General features: G+C 65.2%; 18 protein-coding genes and 4 tRNA genes. 14 read left to right on the forward strand and 8 right to left on the reverse strand.

All coding sequences use genetic code 11. The features are described 5' to 3' along the window. Positions 1-20: 20 nt before the first annotated feature. Together CH275_RS21895 and CH275_RS21900 are read right to left on the reverse strand one after the other, a co-directional pair. A complete protein-coding gene (locus CH275_RS21895) occupies positions 21-422 on the reverse strand; it encodes a TIGR02611 family protein (RefSeq protein ID WP_094680417.1) in 402 nt (133 codons plus the stop codon). 116 nt (positions 423-538) lie between these two features. Then, positions 539-610: transfer RNA gene (locus CH275_RS21900), tRNA-Val, on the reverse strand. Positions 611-853: 243 nt separating this feature from the next. Between CH275_RS21900 and CH275_RS21905 the strand changes: the two genes are divergently transcribed. The 7 genes from CH275_RS21905 (at position 854) to CH275_RS21935 (ending at position 3,217) form a co-directional block, all read left to right on the forward strand. Next, positions 854-925, forward strand: a tRNA-Gly gene (locus CH275_RS21905). Positions 926-942: 17 nt separating this feature from the next. After that, a tRNA-Cys gene (locus CH275_RS21910) sits at positions 943-1,013 on the forward strand. Between the two features lie 37 nt (positions 1,014-1,050). Further along, positions 1,051-1,125: transfer RNA gene (locus tag CH275_RS21915), tRNA-Val, on the forward strand. A 126-nt stretch (positions 1,126-1,251) separates the two neighbouring features. Then, positions 1,252-1,536: a hypothetical protein gene (locus tag CH275_RS21920; RefSeq protein WP_256991163.1), complete on the forward strand. Its 285-nt coding sequence runs from the start codon at positions 1,252-1,254 to the stop codon at positions 1,534-1,536. Further along, on the forward strand, positions 1,529-2,224 hold the full coding sequence (locus tag CH275_RS21925) for an alpha/beta hydrolase family protein (protein WP_094680374.1): 696 nt from the start codon (positions 1,529-1,531) through the stop codon (positions 2,222-2,224). The genes CH275_RS21920 and CH275_RS21925 overlap by 8 nt, the downstream gene beginning before the upstream one ends. 16 nt (positions 2,225-2,240) lie before the next feature. Next, on the forward strand, positions 2,241-2,693 hold the full coding sequence (locus CH275_RS21930; protein ID WP_094680375.1) for a ribosomal protein L7/L12: 453 nt from the start codon (positions 2,241-2,243) through the stop codon (positions 2,691-2,693). Beyond that, positions 2,690-3,217: a GNAT family N-acetyltransferase gene (locus tag CH275_RS21935; RefSeq protein WP_094680376.1), complete on the forward strand. Its 528-nt coding sequence runs from the start codon at positions 2,690-2,692 to the stop codon at positions 3,215-3,217. Before CH275_RS21930 ends, CH275_RS21935 begins: the two co-directional genes overlap by 4 nt. A 7-nt stretch (positions 3,218-3,224) precedes the next feature. Here CH275_RS21935 and zapE read toward each other — a convergent pair whose 3' ends face one another. Beyond that, positions 3,225-4,238, reverse strand: a complete 1,014-nt coding sequence (zapE, locus tag CH275_RS21940; protein WP_094680377.1) for a cell division protein ZapE — start codon at positions 4,236-4,238, stop codon at positions 3,225-3,227. Between the two features lie 34 nt (positions 4,239-4,272). On the opposite strand from zapE, the gene CH275_RS21945 reads away from it, so the two are divergent. The 5 genes from CH275_RS21945 to CH275_RS21965 are packed head-to-tail and all read left to right on the forward strand — an operon-like array spanning position 4,273 to position 8,922. Next, positions 4,273-5,061: a pyrimidine reductase family protein gene (locus CH275_RS21945; RefSeq protein ID WP_094680378.1), complete on the forward strand. Its 789-nt coding sequence runs from the start codon at positions 4,273-4,275 to the stop codon at positions 5,059-5,061. Positions 5,062-5,107: 46 nt separating this feature from the next. Next, on the forward strand, positions 5,108-6,682 hold the full coding sequence (locus CH275_RS21950; RefSeq protein WP_094680379.1) for an alpha/beta hydrolase: 1,575 nt from the start codon (positions 5,108-5,110) through the stop codon (positions 6,680-6,682). Between the two features lie 58 nt (positions 6,683-6,740). After that, entirely contained in the window at positions 6,741-7,979 is a 1,239-nt protein-coding gene (locus tag CH275_RS21955) for a glycosyltransferase family 87 protein (RefSeq protein ID WP_094680380.1), read from the forward strand. Positions 7,980-8,006: 27 nt separating this feature from the next. Then, entirely contained in the window at positions 8,007-8,435 is a 429-nt protein-coding gene (msrB, locus tag CH275_RS21960; protein WP_094680381.1) for a peptide-methionine (R)-S-oxide reductase MsrB, read from the forward strand. Positions 8,436-8,463: 28 nt separating this feature from the next. Then, on the forward strand, positions 8,464-8,922 hold the full coding sequence (locus CH275_RS21965) for a MaoC family dehydratase (RefSeq protein WP_179276283.1): 459 nt from the start codon (positions 8,464-8,466) through the stop codon (positions 8,920-8,922). Here the strand turns inward: CH275_RS21965 and CH275_RS21970 are convergent. The 5 genes from CH275_RS21970 to hemE are packed head-to-tail and all read right to left on the reverse strand — an operon-like array spanning position 8,900 to position 15,062. Beyond that, entirely contained in the window at positions 8,900-11,221 is a 2,322-nt protein-coding gene (locus CH275_RS21970; RefSeq protein WP_179276284.1) for a molybdopterin-dependent oxidoreductase, read from the reverse strand. The genes CH275_RS21965 and CH275_RS21970 overlap by 23 nt on opposite strands. Before the next feature lie 13 nt (positions 11,222-11,234). Beyond that, positions 11,235-11,939, reverse strand: a complete 705-nt coding sequence (locus CH275_RS21975) for an HAD family hydrolase (RefSeq protein ID WP_179276285.1) — start codon at positions 11,937-11,939, stop codon at positions 11,235-11,237. Then, on the reverse strand, positions 11,936-12,631 hold the full coding sequence (hemQ, locus tag CH275_RS21980; protein ID WP_032377758.1) for a hydrogen peroxide-dependent heme synthase: 696 nt from the start codon (positions 12,629-12,631) through the stop codon (positions 11,936-11,938). The genes CH275_RS21975 and hemQ overlap by 4 nt, the downstream gene beginning before the upstream one ends. 5 nt (positions 12,632-12,636) lie before the next feature. Then, positions 12,637-13,992 (reverse strand): protoporphyrinogen oxidase, encoded by a 1,356-nt coding sequence (locus CH275_RS21985; protein ID WP_094680382.1) that lies wholly within the window; start codon positions 13,990-13,992, stop codon positions 12,637-12,639. After that, a complete protein-coding gene (gene hemE, locus CH275_RS21990) occupies positions 13,989-15,062 on the reverse strand; it encodes a uroporphyrinogen decarboxylase (RefSeq protein WP_094680420.1) in 1,074 nt (357 codons plus the stop codon). Before hemE ends, CH275_RS21985 begins: the two co-directional genes overlap by 4 nt. Before the next feature lie 125 nt (positions 15,063-15,187). On the opposite strand from hemE, the gene CH275_RS21995 reads away from it, so the two are divergent. After that, positions 15,188-15,787 carry a DUF3000 domain-containing protein gene (locus tag CH275_RS21995; protein ID WP_032377756.1) on the forward strand — a complete coding sequence of 200 codons (600 nt, stop codon included), beginning with the start codon at positions 15,188-15,190 and terminating at the stop codon, positions 15,785-15,787. A gap of 40 nt (positions 15,788-15,827) precedes the next feature. Then, a complete protein-coding gene (locus tag CH275_RS22000) occupies positions 15,828-17,108 on the forward strand; it encodes an HRDC domain-containing protein (protein WP_094680383.1) in 1,281 nt (426 codons plus the stop codon). The last annotated feature ends 52 nt before the right edge of the window (positions 17,109-17,160 follow it).

The following is a 17,160-nucleotide window of genomic DNA, read 5'->3' on the forward strand; positions in this document are numbered from 1 at the left end:
CCCTCAGCGCGGCGCGTCCCTCAGATCGGACTCTCCAGCCACGTCCAGTCGAGCCCGATCCAACCCCCGACCAGCGCAAACGTGCCGAGCAGCCAGAGCGTCGCGAGCACCACGACGGTGGTGAACAGCACGCCAAGACCCTTGACGAACATCGACTGCTTCGAGAACCAGGCCATGAAGGCGTCGTATCTCTTACGGACGAACCGCAGTGCGCTCTTGGCCCACGCGAATTCCGACGCAAGAATGCCCAGTCCCGCGAACACGATCAACCAGCCGGGCCCCGGGTAGGGAATGGCCAGTACGCCCAGGATCAAGACGACCGTTCCGACGACACCGACCGTGATGCGGTACGCGAGATCGAGGGACTTGTTCTCGGCGATACGCGCCCGGAAACGCCGGTGCTTGACCTTCGCTGTGTCCATCGGACCCTGGTCGGCAACGGCATCGGGCTTCGTCTCTTCGGTGCTCACCGGCTCAGGTTACCGGCCTCGGACGCAAAGAAAGCCCGCACCGATAACGGTGCGGGCTTTGCATTCTGTGGTCCCGGCTGGGATCGAACCAGCGACCTTCCGCGTGTGAAGCGGACGCTCTCCCACTGAGCCACGGGACCGAACGAGGCAAAACATTAACACGAGGTGCCGCGGCGAACCGAATCGCCTGCCCGATCACCGAATTCGACGTGGGTCTGCCTCCACTGGACTCGTTCCGCCTCTGCTTTCACATCTTTCACATGCGCCGATCGGTCGAATTCCGCGGCTGACCACGAGATTTGTGAGTTTCACTCCCGTTGGGTTAATGTTTTCCCCGCACCACGGAGACAGCAACTGCCCAGCAGTGAACGCCTCCGGGGTATGCGGATGTGGCGCAGTGGTAGCGCATCACCTTGCCAAGGTGAGGGTCGCGGGTTCGAATCCCGTCATCCGCTCGAGGGTCTCGACCCATGGTGGAGTGGCCGAGTGGTGAGGCAACGGCCTGCAAAGCCGTGCACACGGGTTCGATTCCCGTCTCCACCTCGCTAGTGCATCGATTGCGAGATCGATGCGAGGACATGCGCGATTAGCTCAGCGGGAGAGCGCTTCCCTGACACGGAAGAGGTCACTGGTTCAATCCCAGTATCGCGCACCAGAGTCAGACAGATCAGACCCCCTTTCGAGGGGGTCTTTTTTGTGCTTCACGAATCAATTGTGGTGATTCACGCCATAGAAGTGCACAGTGGAGATGACGCACACACTTCGACGGAAGGACACTTACGTGTCGGACGATGCTCAGAGCGAACCCACAGTCGACGACGCCACCATGGAGGAGGCCAAGAAATCCGTCGAGGGGCTCGATGACCGCTATCGCCCCGGAGCCAGGCCGACCGTTGCGCTACCGGGAACCAACGGCACCGTCGCCGGAACCGCCTTCGCCGACATGGTCGACGACAACGGCGAGATGGTGGACGCCGATGACCAGGACTCCGACGGCTCCGATGACGATGCGGCCACAGATCACGCCGACACCCAGGAAACGGTAACGTCCTCGAACGATGCCTGAACTCGATGGTCCCGACGCCCCCGCCGACATCGATCTCGGCGGGGGCGTCGCCTTTCTGCACACACCCTCGATACCGTCGCGCGGCGGCCTCGCGCTCACGCACGGGGCGGGCGGCAACTGCCAGTCACTTCTGTTGCAGCGCATCGCGGCAGTATGGGCAGCGGCCGGCTTCACCGTGTTGCGGTTCGACCTCCCGTTTCGAGTCCGCAAACCCAAGGGTCCGCCGCACCCGTCTCGGTCGGCCGAGGATCGGCTGGGCATCGCCGCGGCGATCGACCGCCTTCGGTCGGAGACAGCGGGCTTCATTGCCTTCGGCGGACATTCCTACGGCGGTCGGCAGGGCTCGATGCTCGCTGCCGAACGCCCCGGCCTGGCCGACGGTCTCGTCCTGACGTCCTATCCCCTGCATCCACCGGGCAAGCCGGAAAAGGCTCGTACACAACATCTTCCCGAGCTCCGGACTCCGACGGTCGTGCTGCACGGCACGAAGGACCCGTTCGGCACCACTGCCGAACTGAGCGCTGCGCTTGCTCTCGTCCCTGCCGCCACACTGCTCGTCGACATCGAGGGTGCGGGCCATGACCTCGCTCCGATCAAGTACGACGCAGCGATGAAGACGCTCGCCGGTGCCGTCTCGTTGTTCGCCGAGTCTTCGGTAGTCGTCCCGCTCTTCGACCCGTCACTCTGAAGTGGTCTACTAAGGCATGCCGACCTGGGGATGGTTCATCGTTGCTCTGGTCCTCGTCGATGCCGCGGTTCTTGCAGCATGGTTGTTGGCCCGAAAGAAGCCCGGCTCGAACTCGGAGACATCGCGCAGCATCAGGCTGATCGGCCTCGACGGCAACGCCCGTGCCGACATTCACCAGTTGTTGGCGGCGAACAAGAAGATCCAGGCCATCAAGATCTTTCGGGAACGGACAGGCGCCGGTCTCCTCGAAGCGAAGAATGCGATCGAAAGCGTTCAACGCGGGGAACCCTTCCCGTCCTCGTCCACCATCGTCGACGCGGCTCAGTCCGGTCCGACACCCTGGGACGATCTCATCCCGCGGTTGCAGTCGCTGAAGTCGGAGGGCAAGGCGATCTCTGCCATCAAACTGCTGCGCGATCGAACCGGCCTGTCGTTGCGGGAGGCGAAGAACGCAGTGGATCTGCTGTGAGTGTGCGGGTGGCGCGATCCGCCGACGCCGCGGGCATTGCCGACGTGGCAGCACTGACCTTCCCGCTCGCCTGCCCGCCGGGAACCCGTCCTGAGGACATCGAACATTTCATCTCGACTGTCTTGTCGGTCGAGAATTTCGAGGCCTACATCGCCGACGAGGCCAGAACAGTTCTGATCGACGAGCCGACCGAGGCCGGGATACTGGGGTACGCCATGCTCGTCGCCGGGCTACCCGCGGATCCGGGCATCCGAGCAGTGTTGTCCGCCGAACCGACCTTGGAGATCAGCAAGCTCTACGTGCGGCCGACCGAGCACGGCAACGGGGTGGCGGGACGACTGATCTCGTCCGCGCTGAGCTACGCGCGCGAATCCGGTTGCCGCGGAGCATGGTTGGGCGTCAACAACCAGAACGCGCGGGCGCAGCGGTTCTACTCCAAGCACGGCTTCGAGATCGTGGGCACCAAGACATTCGTCGTCGGGGTGCAGACACACGACGACTACGTCATGCAGGTCCGGCTGTAACGCCGATTCAGCCGACCGCTGCGAAGCGGGACAGCGCGAGCAGACGCGAGGTCGCGCGCAGGTACTTCTTGCGGTAGCCGCCTGCCAGCATCTCCTCGGTGAAGATCTCGTCGAGCTTGCCGCCCGAGGCCGTCACCGGGATCCCCGCGTCGTAGAGACGGTCGGCGAGGACGACCAGACGCAGTGCGATGGCCTGATCGGAAGCCGGGTGCACGTTCTTGAGGAACACCGCAGGAACACCGTCGAGCAACTTGCCGTAGCGCGAAGGATGCAGCGTGCTCAGGTGTGCCAGCAGTTCGTCGAAGTCGTCCAGGGTTGCGCCCTCGACGCTGTCGGCGCGGTCGATCAGCTCGGCTTCGGATGTGGGCTCGGGAGCCGGGGGCAGATCGCGGTGGCGGTAGTCGGGGCCGTCGACCCTGATGGACTCGAAGATCGAGCCGAGTTTCTTGATTTCCCGCATGAAGTCCTCGGCCGCGAAGCGGCCTTCACCGAGCTGCCCGGGCAGGGTGTTCGACGTGGCGACGATGGACACTCCGCGCTGGGAGAGCTCGGAGAGCAACCGAGAGACCAACATCGTGTCGCCGGGATCGTCGAGCTCGAACTCGTCGATACACAGCACACTGTGCCCCGAGAGTTCTTCGAGTGCCTTGTTGAAGCCGAGTGCGCCGACCACGTGCGTGAGTTCGACGAACGTGCCGAAGGCCTTGGGCTCGGGAACGCTGTGATAGATCGACGCGAGCAAGTGAGTCTTGCCGACACCGAATCCGCCGTCGAGGTACAGGCCGGCTCCGATGGCAGGCGTCTTCTTGCCGAAGAGTCCGCGCTTGCCCTTGCCCCGGATCTTCTGCACCTTGTTCGCGAATTCCTCTGCCTTCGCGACCGCAGCAGCCTGCGTCGGCTCCTTGGGGTCGGGAATGTAGGAGGAGAAACTGACGTCGTCGAACATCGCCGGCGGGACCATCTGCGCGATCAGCTGATCGGAGGGGACCACGGGATTTCGGTCGACAAGGCGTGCGGGCATTTGTCGAGCGTAACGACGTGGTCTGATCTGTCTCATGCAGCTTCTCGATATTGGGACCTACTTCACATCAGAGCAGGCGCACTTGGCGCGGCCAGCCGTCGGGTCCGAACTCTCCGACGACGCCGTCCGAGCCCTGCATACCTACCCGAACGATCTCGACCGACCGTGGATTCGAACGAACTTCGTCGCCAGTCTCGACGGATCGGTCAGCGCGGACGGCGCGTCCGCCGGCCTCGGCACCCCTGCGGACGCCCGGCTGTTCGGCATTCTTCGCGAATTGTGCGACGCCGTCCTGGTCGGTGCCGGAACCGTGCGTGCCGAGAACTACGGCGGCGTCTCGCTCTCCACCGAAGCCAAGGCACGGCGGGTGGCGAGCGGACTGGCACCGGTTCCGACGATCGTCGTGGTCACGGCCTCCGGTTCGATCGATGCGAATTCTCGCTTGCTCACCGACACCGACGTGCTGCCGGTAGTGGTGACCTCGGCGGCGGCGGACGGCTCCCAGGTGGCCGCGCTTCGGTCGGCCGGAGCGACGGTGATCACGGTGACCGGCGAATCGGTGTCGACCGGCGACATCGTTGCGACGCTGACCGACCTCGGATTCCTTCGTATCCTGTGCGAGGGCGGACCGGGACTGTTCGGGCAACTCGTCGCCGACGGGGCAGCGGACGACCTGTGTCTGACGATCTCACCGATGCTGGTTGCTGGAACAGCAGGCCGCATAGCCCACTCCGCCGGTGCATCGGAAGCGCCGATGCACCGGGCGCACGTTCTCGGTGACTCTGACGGGACGCTGCTCACGCGCTGGGTGCGTCAACCGTGAGCACCGCGCGGTCCGGCATCGATCGAAAAGTCGATAGCCTCGCACGGTGACGCAGAAACGTACGTTGCTCGCCGCCGCCCTCGTCCTCGCCACGACATGCGCGGCCTGTGGCGCCGGACCGTCGATCCGGCCCGACGTCGCGGTGGAGCAACGATCCCCCGGTCAGCCCGCCGAGTCATCTGCGGACGCGCCACCCGAACCTGTTGCACTCGCCGTTCCGACGACCGATCTGGACTGGGCCGACTGCACCGGAGCAACACTCGGAACGTTCGGGCTCACCTCCACCACTCCCGGTCTGACCCTCGAATGCGCAGAATACGAGGCCGACGTCGACGCCAGCGGGCAGATGTTCGGCACCTTCGCCGTCGGTGCACTGCGTGCCCGACTAGATCGGACGCCGGCCGATGCGGGCCCGCTGGTGTTCACCTCCGGCTCCGATCGGTCGTCGATCGCCACGTTGGCCACCATGGCTGCCGGTCCGCTCTCGACACTGCTGGAAGCTCACCCGATAGTGGCGGTGGACCGACGCGGAATCGGCCGATCCACCGCCGTGGACTGCATCGATGACACCCTCCAGTCTCCTACCAAATCCGCTGTCGATGCCCTGGGGCAATTCACCAGATCCGACGCCGATGCCGTGGACCGAGCCGTCGACGCCGGTCGGGACGCCACCATCGAGTGCACCGACACCTTGCAGCCTCAGGAACTCGCCTTCGGAACCACCTATGCCGCGGACGATCTCGACCGTCTGCGCCAGCTGTGGGGCGTGGAACAGATCGGAGTGATCGGATCGGGTAACGGTGCGCTCACCGCGTTGGCCTACGCGGCGAAGTTTCCGGACAACATCTCACGCCTGATCCTCGATTCCCCCACCGGCGTGGGCGTCGACCAGATCACACTCGCCGAGCAGCGGACGCAGGGCAAGGAAGCCGCCTTCGCAGCGTTCTCCCAGCGGTGCGTAGCGCTGAACTGTTCACTGGGCAGCGACCCGACGGCAGCGGTGAATCAGCTACTCGGACGCGCCGCCGGTGGCGAGTTCGCGCCGCTGTCCACCCACGAGATTCTCGACGGCATCACCTTTGCTCTCGCATCGACCGCAGGTGATGCGTCGTCGAGGGCCACCTCGCTGTCCGCCACTCTGTCCTCGGCCGCAGGCTCCGACACCACAGCGCTCGCAGCCCTCGCCGAACGTGGTCGAAATGCCTATGGCACCGACGGTCAGTTCGTTTCCCGCTGCACGGACGGACAACAGTGGCCGTCTCCGCAGGGCGTCCGTGACCTGTCTTCGCAGTGGACCGACCGCTATCCGGTCTACGGCACCGACGCCGCACTGACCGCATTGCTGTGCTCCTCGTGGCCGACGGCTCCGTCGATCCCGCTGCCCACCTCTCTGGACGTTCCGGTTCTGGTGCTGTCCAACGCGGGCGACCCGATCGTCGGCAACGGCGGCCTGTCCTCGGTCACCGGGTTGGTCGGAGCAACGGGTACTGCGGTGTCGTCGGCAGGGTGGCAGGGCAGCGGCCACCCGAGTCTCGGCGGATCACAGTGTCTGCAGAGCGCCGCGGTGAATTACGCACGCGATACCGCCCTTCCGACCGACGGCACCGTCTGTCCCGCCTGATTCCGGCACCCGGGGTGTCCTTTCTCCTGTGTAGCAGGGTCTCGGGTACCGTTCGCGGGTGTCACTTAGCTTTCTGGAGCCGCGTTCGGGGCGGACAACCGCCGAGGTAATCAAGTACGCCCTGTGGCCCATCGCCATCATGACCGTCATCCACCGCGTGGTGATCAAGGCGGTCAACGGTGACATCACCAACGATTTCAACCCCGTCTACAGCGCGGCCCTGGCATTCCTCAACCGCCAGCCGGTGTACACCGCGAACTTCGACTCCGTCGACCCGCACTACCTGTATCAACCGAGTGCGACGATGCTGCTCTCCCCCATCGCCGTCATCGATCCCGAGCGGTCCCGCTGGCTGTTCATCATCGCCAGCACGATCGCAATTCTTCTCGCGTTGTACATCCTCCTGCGCATCTTCGGATTTCGGCTCGATTCGGTCGCCGCTCCCGCGCTGCTCCTCGCCGCATTCGTCAGCGAGACGGTGACGAACACGTTGGTGTTCACCAACTTCAACGGCTTCGTCCTCCTCGGCGAAGTAGCGTTCCTCGGATTTCTGCTCCAGCGCAAGGACCTGTCGGCGGGCGTCGCGATGGGTCTGACGCTGGCAGTCAAGCCGATGCTCGCGCCGCTGCTGCTGCTTCCGCTGATGACGCGTCAGTGGAAGGTCTTCATCACCTCCATCGCGATCCCCGTCGTGATGATGGCCATCGCCTGGCCGTTGTCGGTGGACCCGATGAACTTCATCGACCGGACGCTGCCGTACCTGTTGCAGACTCGCGACTACTTCAACAGCGCCGTCGTGGGTAACGGCCGCTACTACGGTGTTCCCGAGCTCCTCACCCTCGGCATCCGCGCGGTCTTGGGAATCATGGTTCTGATCTCGCTGTGGCTGCTGTACCGATACTGCCGCGAGGATCGACTGTTCTTCTTCGCGACCACCTCGGGATTGATCCTGACCGCACACTGGCTACTGGGATCGCTGGGCCAGATGTATTACTCCATGATGCTGTTCCCGCTGCTCATGACTGTGGTGCTGAAGAACTCGCTACTCCGCAACTGGCCCGCCTGGCTTGCGATCTACGGGTTCATGAACTACGACCGATGGCTGTCCGGGCGCTGGATCGAAACGGGCCGTGCCCTCGATTACCTCCGAACCACGTTCGGGTGGGCGCTGCTGATCGTCGTCATCTTCGGTGTTCTCGTCGGACGCTATTTCGCCGCTCGAAGCGAAGGACGACTGGACGACGGAATCGAACCGAGCTACCTGCTGCCGAGCGCGCCACCAGCGAAAACGGCATAGCCCGACAAATCGTATTAGCGTGGAAGCATGAGTTCAGCAACCGACAACAACTCCGCTCCTGCCGTCCAGCTCACCGACGCACAGTGGCGCGAGAAGCTGACCCCCGAGGAGTACGCGGTGCTGCGTCAGGCAGGCACCGAGCGCCCGGGAGTCGGCGAATACACCGATACCACCACCGAGGGCATCTACGAATGCCGCGCCTGCGGTTCCGAACTGTTCCGCAGCACCGAGAAGTTCGAATCGCACTGCGGCTGGCCGTCGTTCTTCGACCCGGCCGACAGCGACGCCGTCATCCTCAAAGAGGACACCACACTCGGAATGCGCCGCGTCGAGGTGATCTGCCGCAATTGCCACAGCCACCTCGGCCACGTCTTCGAAGGCGAGGGCTACCCCACGCCGACCGACCAGCGATACTGCATCAACTCGATCTCGTTGACGCTCAAGCCTGCATCCTGATCGGCACTGAATCGTCCATACTGTGAGCATGCGCACTTTCACCTCACCAGAGCAGATCAAAGCAGCCGTCGGCGAAGACCTCGGCACCAGCGATTGGCTGCAGATCACCCAGGAACGGGTCAACACTTTCGCCGACGCCACCGGCGATCATCAGTGGATTCACGTGGACGTCGAGCGGGCGAAGAAGGAAAGCCCGTTCGGCGCGCCGATCGCACACGGATTCCTGAGCCTGTCATTGGTGTCGATGCTCAACTGGCAGATCTACACCATCGAGAACACCAAACTCGGAATCAATTACGGCTCCAACAAGGTTCGCTTCATCAACCCGGTGAAGGTCGGTGCCCACGTCCGACTGCAGAGCACCCTGACTTCCGTCGAGGATGCGTCCGGCGGCGCGTTGCAGATCGTGACGACGGGCACGTTGGAGATCGAAGGTGAGGACAAGCCTGCGCTCGTCGCCGAGATCATCTCTCGGGTCGTGTTCTGACCCCTGACCGAACCGGTGGATCGAACGCGGTGATCGGCGGCAACGGCTCGTCGTAGCGTTCGATCTCCACCAACACGTGCTGGCCGGTGCATCCACGCGACAACGAGGACGCACCGTCGTCTGCGGTGAGCACATTCACGCTGCCGTGCTTGCACATCGAATCGGGATCCGCCGGATCGAGCGGGTCGTACCAGGCCCCGGTCGACAACTGAACGACCGACTCCAGCATCGCGTCGTCGACAACGACACCGGCCAGGCACGAGCCACGGTCGTTGAACACCCGCACGACATCGCCGTCCGACACCCCCCTGGCCGCGGCCGCGGACGGGTGCATTCGTATCGGCTCTCGGCCCTGAATCTTCGAGTGTCGGCTCACCGCACCGTGATCGAGCTGACTGTGCAGCCGGGTGCGCGGCTGATTGGCGATCAGATGCAACGGAAACTGCTGGGCCCGTGGCCCGCCGAGCCATTCCTGCGGCTCGAACCACATCGGATGCCCCTGGCAGTCGTCGTACTCGAAACCCGCCACCGTCGCCGAGAAGATTTCGATCTTCCCGCTCGGGGTGCGCAGCGCGTTGCCCACCGGATCACTCCGGAAGTCCTCGAAGAACGTCAGATCGTCCTCGGTCTGCATGCGGAACGAACCCTCCCGCCGGAAGGCATCGAACTCCGGAGTCTCGACGCCATCCGCGCGCAGATATCCGCGCCACTGCCCGTACAGATGCTCGAGCCACTGCGCCGAGGTTCGACCCTCGGTGAACTGCTCCGCCACACCGAGTTTCGTGGCCAGTTCGGCGAACGTGTCGTAGTCGTCGCGAGCGTCCCCGTACCGGGCGGCGGCCGGTTCCATGGCGACGAGCAACGGATCGTTGCGTGTGCAGCTCAGATCCGCTCGTTCCAACGAAGTGGTCGACGGGACGACGATGTCGGCATGCTTGGCCATCGGTGTCCAGTACGGATCGTGCACGACGACCGTGTCGGGCCTGCCGAGAGCGCGACGCAGCTTCCCCAGATCCTGGTGGTGGTGGAAAGGATTGCCGCCGGCCCAGTAGACGATTTTGATATTCGGATAGGTCAATCGCCGACCGTCGTAGTCGAATTCACCGCCGGGATTCAGCAGCATGTCCGAGACCGCGGCGACCGGGATCAGGTCGGGCACGGGATTGATTCCCTGCGGCAGGGTCGGCAACGGATACGGCACGGGGGCCAGGCCGGGCTCGTTCATCGACCCGTACCCGTGCCCGAAACCTGCACCCGGAACGCCGATCCCACCGAGCATCGCCGCCAATGTGACGCCCATCCAGGGTGCCTGCTCGCCGTGTCGCGTCCGCTGCAGCGACCAGGTGACCGTCACCATCGTGCGTTTCGACGCCATCTCCCGAGCGAGATCCGCGATCATCGTGGCCTCGAGGCCGCATATCTCCGACGCCCACTGCGGGGTCTTCGGTGTGCCATCCGTGATGCCGAGCAGGTACCGCTCGAATTCCGGATAACCCTCGCAGTATCTGTCGAGAAATGCTGTGTCGTGCAGCTTTTCGTTGGCCAGCACATACGCAAGTGCCAACATCATCGCCACGTCGGTTCCGGGTCGCGGCGCGATCCATCGAGCGTCGCCGTTCATGTCGTTGCGCAGCGGACTGACCGAGACGATCTGTCCGCCGCGAGCACGCAACGCGTCGAGCGAATCGACCGTAGGATGGTCCGACGTACCGCCGTGATTGATACCGGTGTTCTTCACCGGAACGCCGCCGAAGGCCACGAGCAGTTCGGTGTGCGCGGCGATCACGTTCCAGGACGTGGAGCGCGAGAACATCTTCCAATGCGCACCGAGCACGTGCGGCATGATGACGCCGGTCGCGCCGAGGGAGTAGCTGTGCACCGACCGGGTGTAGCCGCCGATGCAGTTGAGAAAGCGGTGCACCTGACTCTGTGCGTGATGGAATCGTCCGGCACTCGCCCACCCGTACGATCCGCCGTAGATGGCGTTGTTGCCGAATGTGTCGACTACTCTGCGCAATTCGTTGGACAGCAGGTCGGTCAACTCGTCCCACGAGACCTCGACGAACTCGTCGCTGCCACGGTCGTCGGTCGGCCCTGGGCCGCGCTCGAGCCAGCCTCTGCGTACCGCAGGTGAGGTAACGCGCGATCGATGGGTCACCGACCCGACGAGGTTGCCCAGTACCGGGGAGGGATTGCTGTCCGTCGCCTGCGGATGGATTGCAGTGACATCACGTCCGTCCGACTCGGCACGAAACATGCCCCAGTGGCCCATGTGCTGGACGCCGGCCGCTCCGGTCATCGAACCACCCTGCTCATCGAATTCCGAACGCGCTCAACGCTGCCAGCAGTGCATCGGGCCGCTCGACCGTCGGCACCGGATCGACGAGCGCAAAGTTGCACCCGATGGCCCGCGCGGCACCGTCGGCCTCGGCGCTGTCGCCCACCATCAGCGTCCGCGACGGATCGACGCCCAAGGCGGCGACGGCGTGGCGGAATATCTCCGGTTGCGGTTTGACGTGACCCACCTCGAACGAGAGCACGAATTCGTCGACGTACCGGTCGAGACCGCGATCGACGAACGCAGGACGAATATCGAAGGCGATGTTGCTCAGCACACCGACTCGAACCGACTCGTGCGCAAGCCTTTTCAGTACGGCCTCGGTGTCCGGATACGGCGTCCAGGAGTCTGCGTCGATCACGCGTCCGTACACCGACTCGGCCTGCCGCGGATCGGTGACACCGGACTGCGCGAGCACGTGCAGATACGCCTGTCGGTGCAGCGCCGGGTCGAGATCTCGGTTCCGCCAGGCATGCCGCGTCGCGTCGTCGAACTCGACCGTCTCCCCTACCGGCGCGGTCATGCGCCGCATCAGCTCGGCAGCTCCGGCACCGTCGACCGGGGTGCCGTCTGCGTCATGGATGCCGTCGAACCACGTCGGATGCTCCTCGAGCCTGAACAGCGTGCCCGAGAAGTCGAACAGAACGGCCTCGATCGTCGTTGTGCCCGTACTCGTCACGGCAGTGATTCGACGAGCGCGTCCACCTCGACCCGAGGGCCGGTGAAGAACGGAGTTTCCTCGCGCACGTGTCGCCTCGCCTCGGTGGCACGCAGGTCGCGCATCAGATCGACGATGCGGTCCAACTCGGGAGCCTCGAACGCCAGAATCCACTCGTAGTCGCCGAGCGCGAACGACGGCACGGTGTTCGCCCGCACGTCCTTGTAGTCGCGGGCGGCCTTGCCGTGATCGGCGAGCATCGTGCGGCGCTCGTCGTCGGGCAGCAGATACCAGTCGATGGACCGGACGAACGGGTAGACGCAGATGTACGCGCCCGGATCCTCTCCCGCGATGAAGGCCGGGACGTGGCTCTTGTTGAACTCGGCCGGACGATGCAGAGCCGTGTTGCTCCAGACCGGCGTGCTTGCCTTGCCCAGCGCAGTGGTGCGCCGGAAATCGGAATAGGTGGCCTGGAGGTCCTCGATGCGCTCGGCGTGCGTCCAGACCATGAAATCGGCGTCGGCGCGCATGCCCGCGATGTCGTAGACCCCGCGCACCGCGACGCCCTTGTCTTCACGGCCTTCGAAGAAGACTTTCGCTTCCTTGGCTGCTGCGGCCCGATCATCGCCAAGAACACCGGGCGTGACCTTGTAGACCGAGAACATCAAGTAACGAAGAGTCGAGTTGAGCGCTGAGTAATCGAGGCGTGCCATGGCCCCTATCGTGCCACTTCGATCAGCCGGGCGGCAGCGGTGGTGGCGGACGCAATACACGCGGGTACTCCGACACCGCGCTGCCAGGCTCCGGTGACCTCGAGGCCGGGGAGGTCGGCAACACCGGACTCCACGGCGGCGACGCGATCGAGGTGGCCGGGCGCGTATTGCGGCAACCCACCCGGCCAGCGCTGCACTGTCGCAGCCAGTGGTGGGCTATCGATGTCCGCGGCCGTCCGCAGGTCCCTCAGAGCCGTCTCGATCGACTCCGCATCGGATCGGTCCGACGCCGTGGTGTCGCCGAATCGTCCGAGTGAGGCCCGCAGCAATACCGCGTCCCGCTCTCCGAGGTGCGGCCACTTGCGGCTCGACAGGGTGAATGCCTTGACGTCCAAGCCCGCGTCCGTGGCCACCAAAATTCCCGAATTCTGCGGCAGCTCCGTCGCCTTGGGAAAAGCGAGCGCGACGACGACCGAGGACGCGAGTTCTATGTCCCGCGCGGCCTGCGACGCCGCGGGTGCCACGGCGGCGAGGAGCCGACCGAGGATGGGCGCAGGGACCGCGAGCACAACTCCGTCGACGAGTCCGACGCCACCGACGAACCAGCCTGCGGAATCACGACGCACCTCACCCACCCCTGTGCCGACGACCGTTCGGGCATCGGTTGCGGCGATCAGAGCGTCGAGCAGCACCGCGTAACCGTCGCGCAGCCCACCGAACACCGGCCCCGGTGACGGCGTGGGAAGCGCTGCCAGCACTGCTTCGGTCAAGCTCGCCGCTCCGGCGTCCAACGCCGTTGCCAGCGTCGGCAGCGCAGCGCGGACACCGATCGAGCTCGCCGAGCCGGAATACACGCCGCCGAGCAACGGGTCGACCGAACGGCTCACGACCTGAGAGCCGAACCGGCTGCCCACGAGATCGGCCACACTGACGTCCGAGCCCACGGTCCACGCGAACGGTCGTATGGTCTCGGTCTCGATGAGGTGTGCTTCGTCCGGATCCACCAGATTCCGCACGGAATCGGCAGAGGATGGGATGCCCATCAAGGTGCCGAGCGGGAGCGCATGCGTGCGGCCGCCCGAATAGACGAGCGGGCGCGCCGACGACGGATGCACCAGCTGATTCGACAGGCCGAGCTCGGCGAGCAGTGCCGGCACTTCCGGACGACGACCGATGAACGCCTCTGCACCGACGTCGAGCGACTCTGTGCCGACCTCGGCGGTGCGCAGAGTGCCGCCGAGGCGAGTGGATTCCTCGACCAGAGTGATCTCTGCAGCGGGTCCGCAGGCCTGCCTTAGGCGATACGCCGCGACGAGGCCGGAGATTCCGCCGCCGACAACGGCGTAACGCCGCACCGTCACAACGAATGCACCAGCGAGACCACGCGCGTCAGAATCTCGGGATCGGTGTCGGGCAGGACTCCGTGGCCGAGGTTGAACACATGTCCTCGCGCTCCGGCCGCCACCGCACGATCGGCCTCTGCCGCAATACGGCGAACCTCGGCCTCGACCGCGTCCCAGCCCGCGAACAGCACGGCGGGATCCAGATTTCCCTGCAGTACTTTTCCTTCGCCGACTCGGTGCACGGCGTCGTCGAGTGGAATCCGCCAGTCGACACCGACCACGTCGGCACCGGCCTCAGCCATCGCGCCGAGCAACTCACCGGTACCGACTCCGAAATGAATCTTGGGAACGCCGGCCGAGGACACGGCGTCGAACACTCGCGTCGAGTGCGGCAGCACGTACTCGCGGTAGTCGGCCAGCGACAGCGCACCCGCCCAGGAATCGAACACCTGTACCGCGTCCACTCCGGCGGCCAACTGAGCCTGCAGGAACGTGATCGTCGTGGTCGCCAGCGCGTCGAGCAGGGCATGCCAGGTCGCCGGATCGGAGCGCATCAGCGCTTTGGTCTTCTCGTGATTGCGACTCGGACCACCCTCGACCAGGTAGGACGCAAGGGTGAACGGAGCTCCGGCGAACCCGATGAGCGGCGTGTTCGCGAGCTCGCGAGTGAGGATGCGTACCGCATCGGCCACCGGCTCGACCTGATCGGCGGTCAACGTGGGCAGCGCCGCGACATCGGCCGCCGAACGCACCGGATGAGCCACGACCGGACCGGTACCGGCAACGATGTCGAGATCGATACCGGCAGCCTTGAGCGGAACCACGATGTCCGAGAACAGGATTGCCGCGTCCACATCGTGCCGACGGACAGGTTGCAGGGTGATCTCGGCCACCAGATCCGGCCGGAAGCACGAATCCAGCATGCCGATGCCGGCTCGGATCTCTCGGTATTCGGGGAGCGACCTGCCGGCCTGACGCATGAACCACACCGGCCGACGCGAGGGCGTTTCACCGGCGATCGCGGTCAAGAACGGCGCGTCCGGGAGTTCTCGACGGGCGGGGGCTGTGGTGTGTGCTTCGGCGTTCATCGAGTTCCATGCTGCCACGCGTCAGGAATGCTTCTGCCACCAAGGGCGACACACCGACTTCGGTTCCATCACGGCTCGGCGCGCCTCCGCCGCCGGACAACGTGACGCGTCTAACGTCCGATCACGTGACCGAACCCGAATCCACCGCCGAACCTGCGCCTTTCCGCGCCGCCATCGACGCGATGCATCGGGCTCAGGTACACCCGGCAATCGAAATCGGTCCGATCCGGCCGCCGCAACGACTCGCGCCGTACAGCTACGCCATCGGAGCCGAGGTCAAGCACCCCGATTCCGAGCAGGTCGACGAACAGAGCGACGGCGACGCTTTCGGCCGTCTGATCCTGCTGTACGACCCCGACGGTGCAGAAGCCTGGAACGGGACGCTTCGGCTGGTCGCCTACATTCAAGCGGATGTCGATGAATCCCTCGCCGACGATCCCCTGCTGCCCGAGGTCGGGTGGAGTTGGCTCGTCGACGCGCTGGAGTCACGATCCGAACCGCTCAACGCACTCGGCGGCACCGTGACCTCGACCAGCTCGGTGCGCTACGGCGACATCGCCGGACCACCGAAAGCCCACCAGCTCGAACTTCGCGCATCCTGGACCGCTACATCGGAGGACCTGTCGACGCACGTCGAGGCCTTCTGCGAGGTCCTCGCCTACGCGGCAGGACTGCCGCCCGCGGGCATCACCACCCTCGGCCAGCGCAGTTCGAGCCGGACATAGTGGGCGGTCCTTCCACCCGCAGGGCCTAGAGTCACATCTCATGTCAGCCGAGAGTTCTCCCGAGACCACGCCGGACGACGAGGCGAACGAGCCTGTCGCCGTTCCGCTACTGGCTCCGGCTGACGGCGTACCCGACGTGGTCGACACACCGGACGCCGTGCGCGCGGCTGCCGCTCTTCTCGCCGCAGGTCACGGCCCACTCGCCGTCGATGCCGAGCGTGCCTCGGGTTTTCGCTACTCCCAGCGTGCCTACCTGCTGCAGTTCCGTCGGCGCGGAGCAGGCACCGTTCTCCTCGACCCGATCCCGGTCACCGGCGACCTCGCTCCGCTCGCCGCGGTGATCAACCCACTCGAATGGGTGCTGCACTCCGCGGATCAGGACCTCCCGGGACTCGCCGAACTCGGCCTGGTCCCCGCCACGCTCTACGACACCGAACTCGCCGGCCGTCTCGCCGGATTCGAACGCGTCGGTCTCGGAGCCATCGTCGAACGCACCCTCGGACTGGCCCTGCAGAAGGGCCACGGCGCCGCCGATTGGTCCACCCGCCCCCTACCGGACACCTGGCTCAACTACGCCGCACTCGACGTCGAAGTCCTGCTCGAACTTCGCGACGCGATGGCCGCAGAACTCGAACAGCGGGGCAAGACCGACTGGGCGGCACAGGAATTCGCTCACATCCTCTCGCTCGGGCCGCCCAAACCCAAGACCGACAGATGGCGTCGGACGTCGGGGATCCATGCGATCAAGTCTCCGCGCACTCTCGCGGCGGTCCGCGAACTGTGGACCACGCGAGACGAATTGGCGGCCAAACGAGATGTGGCACCGAGCCGGGTGCTGCCCGACTCCGCAATCGTCGCCGCGGCAACAGCCGACCCGAAGTCCTCGCGCGAGCTCGAGCAACTGCCGGTCTTCGGCGGTCCCCGTCAGCGCAGGTCATCTCGGTTGTGGGCCTCGGCCCTGACTCGTGCACGTGCGCTCCCGACGTCCGAATTGCCCTCGATGGCAGCCTCTTTCGACGGCCCACCCCCGGTCAATCGGTGGGCTCGACGCGATCCCGATGCCGCTGCCCGACTCGCCGACGTCCGAGCGGCGATGACCGAGCTCAGCGAATCGGTGTCGGTTCCGGTCGAGAATCTGCTGATGCCCGATCTGTTGCGTCGACTGGTGTGGGATTGGCGGACACCGGCCGACCCCGCCGCCGACCCGGCCGAGCTGATCGATGCGCGACTGGTCGAGGGAGGTGCCCGACCCTGGCAGCGCACGCTGGTTGTGCCGGTACTGACGAAGGCACTGCACCCTTCTCAAGTTACCGACGGGTAATACCGGCTACAGTAGGGACGCGCCCGGGCACCCGGGCGAGTCGTCCGCATCT

It is taken from the genome of Rhodococcus sp. 06-235-1A, assembly GCF_002258785.1.
Taxonomy (GTDB): Bacteria; Actinomycetota; Actinomycetes; order Mycobacteriales; family Mycobacteriaceae; genus Rhodococcoides.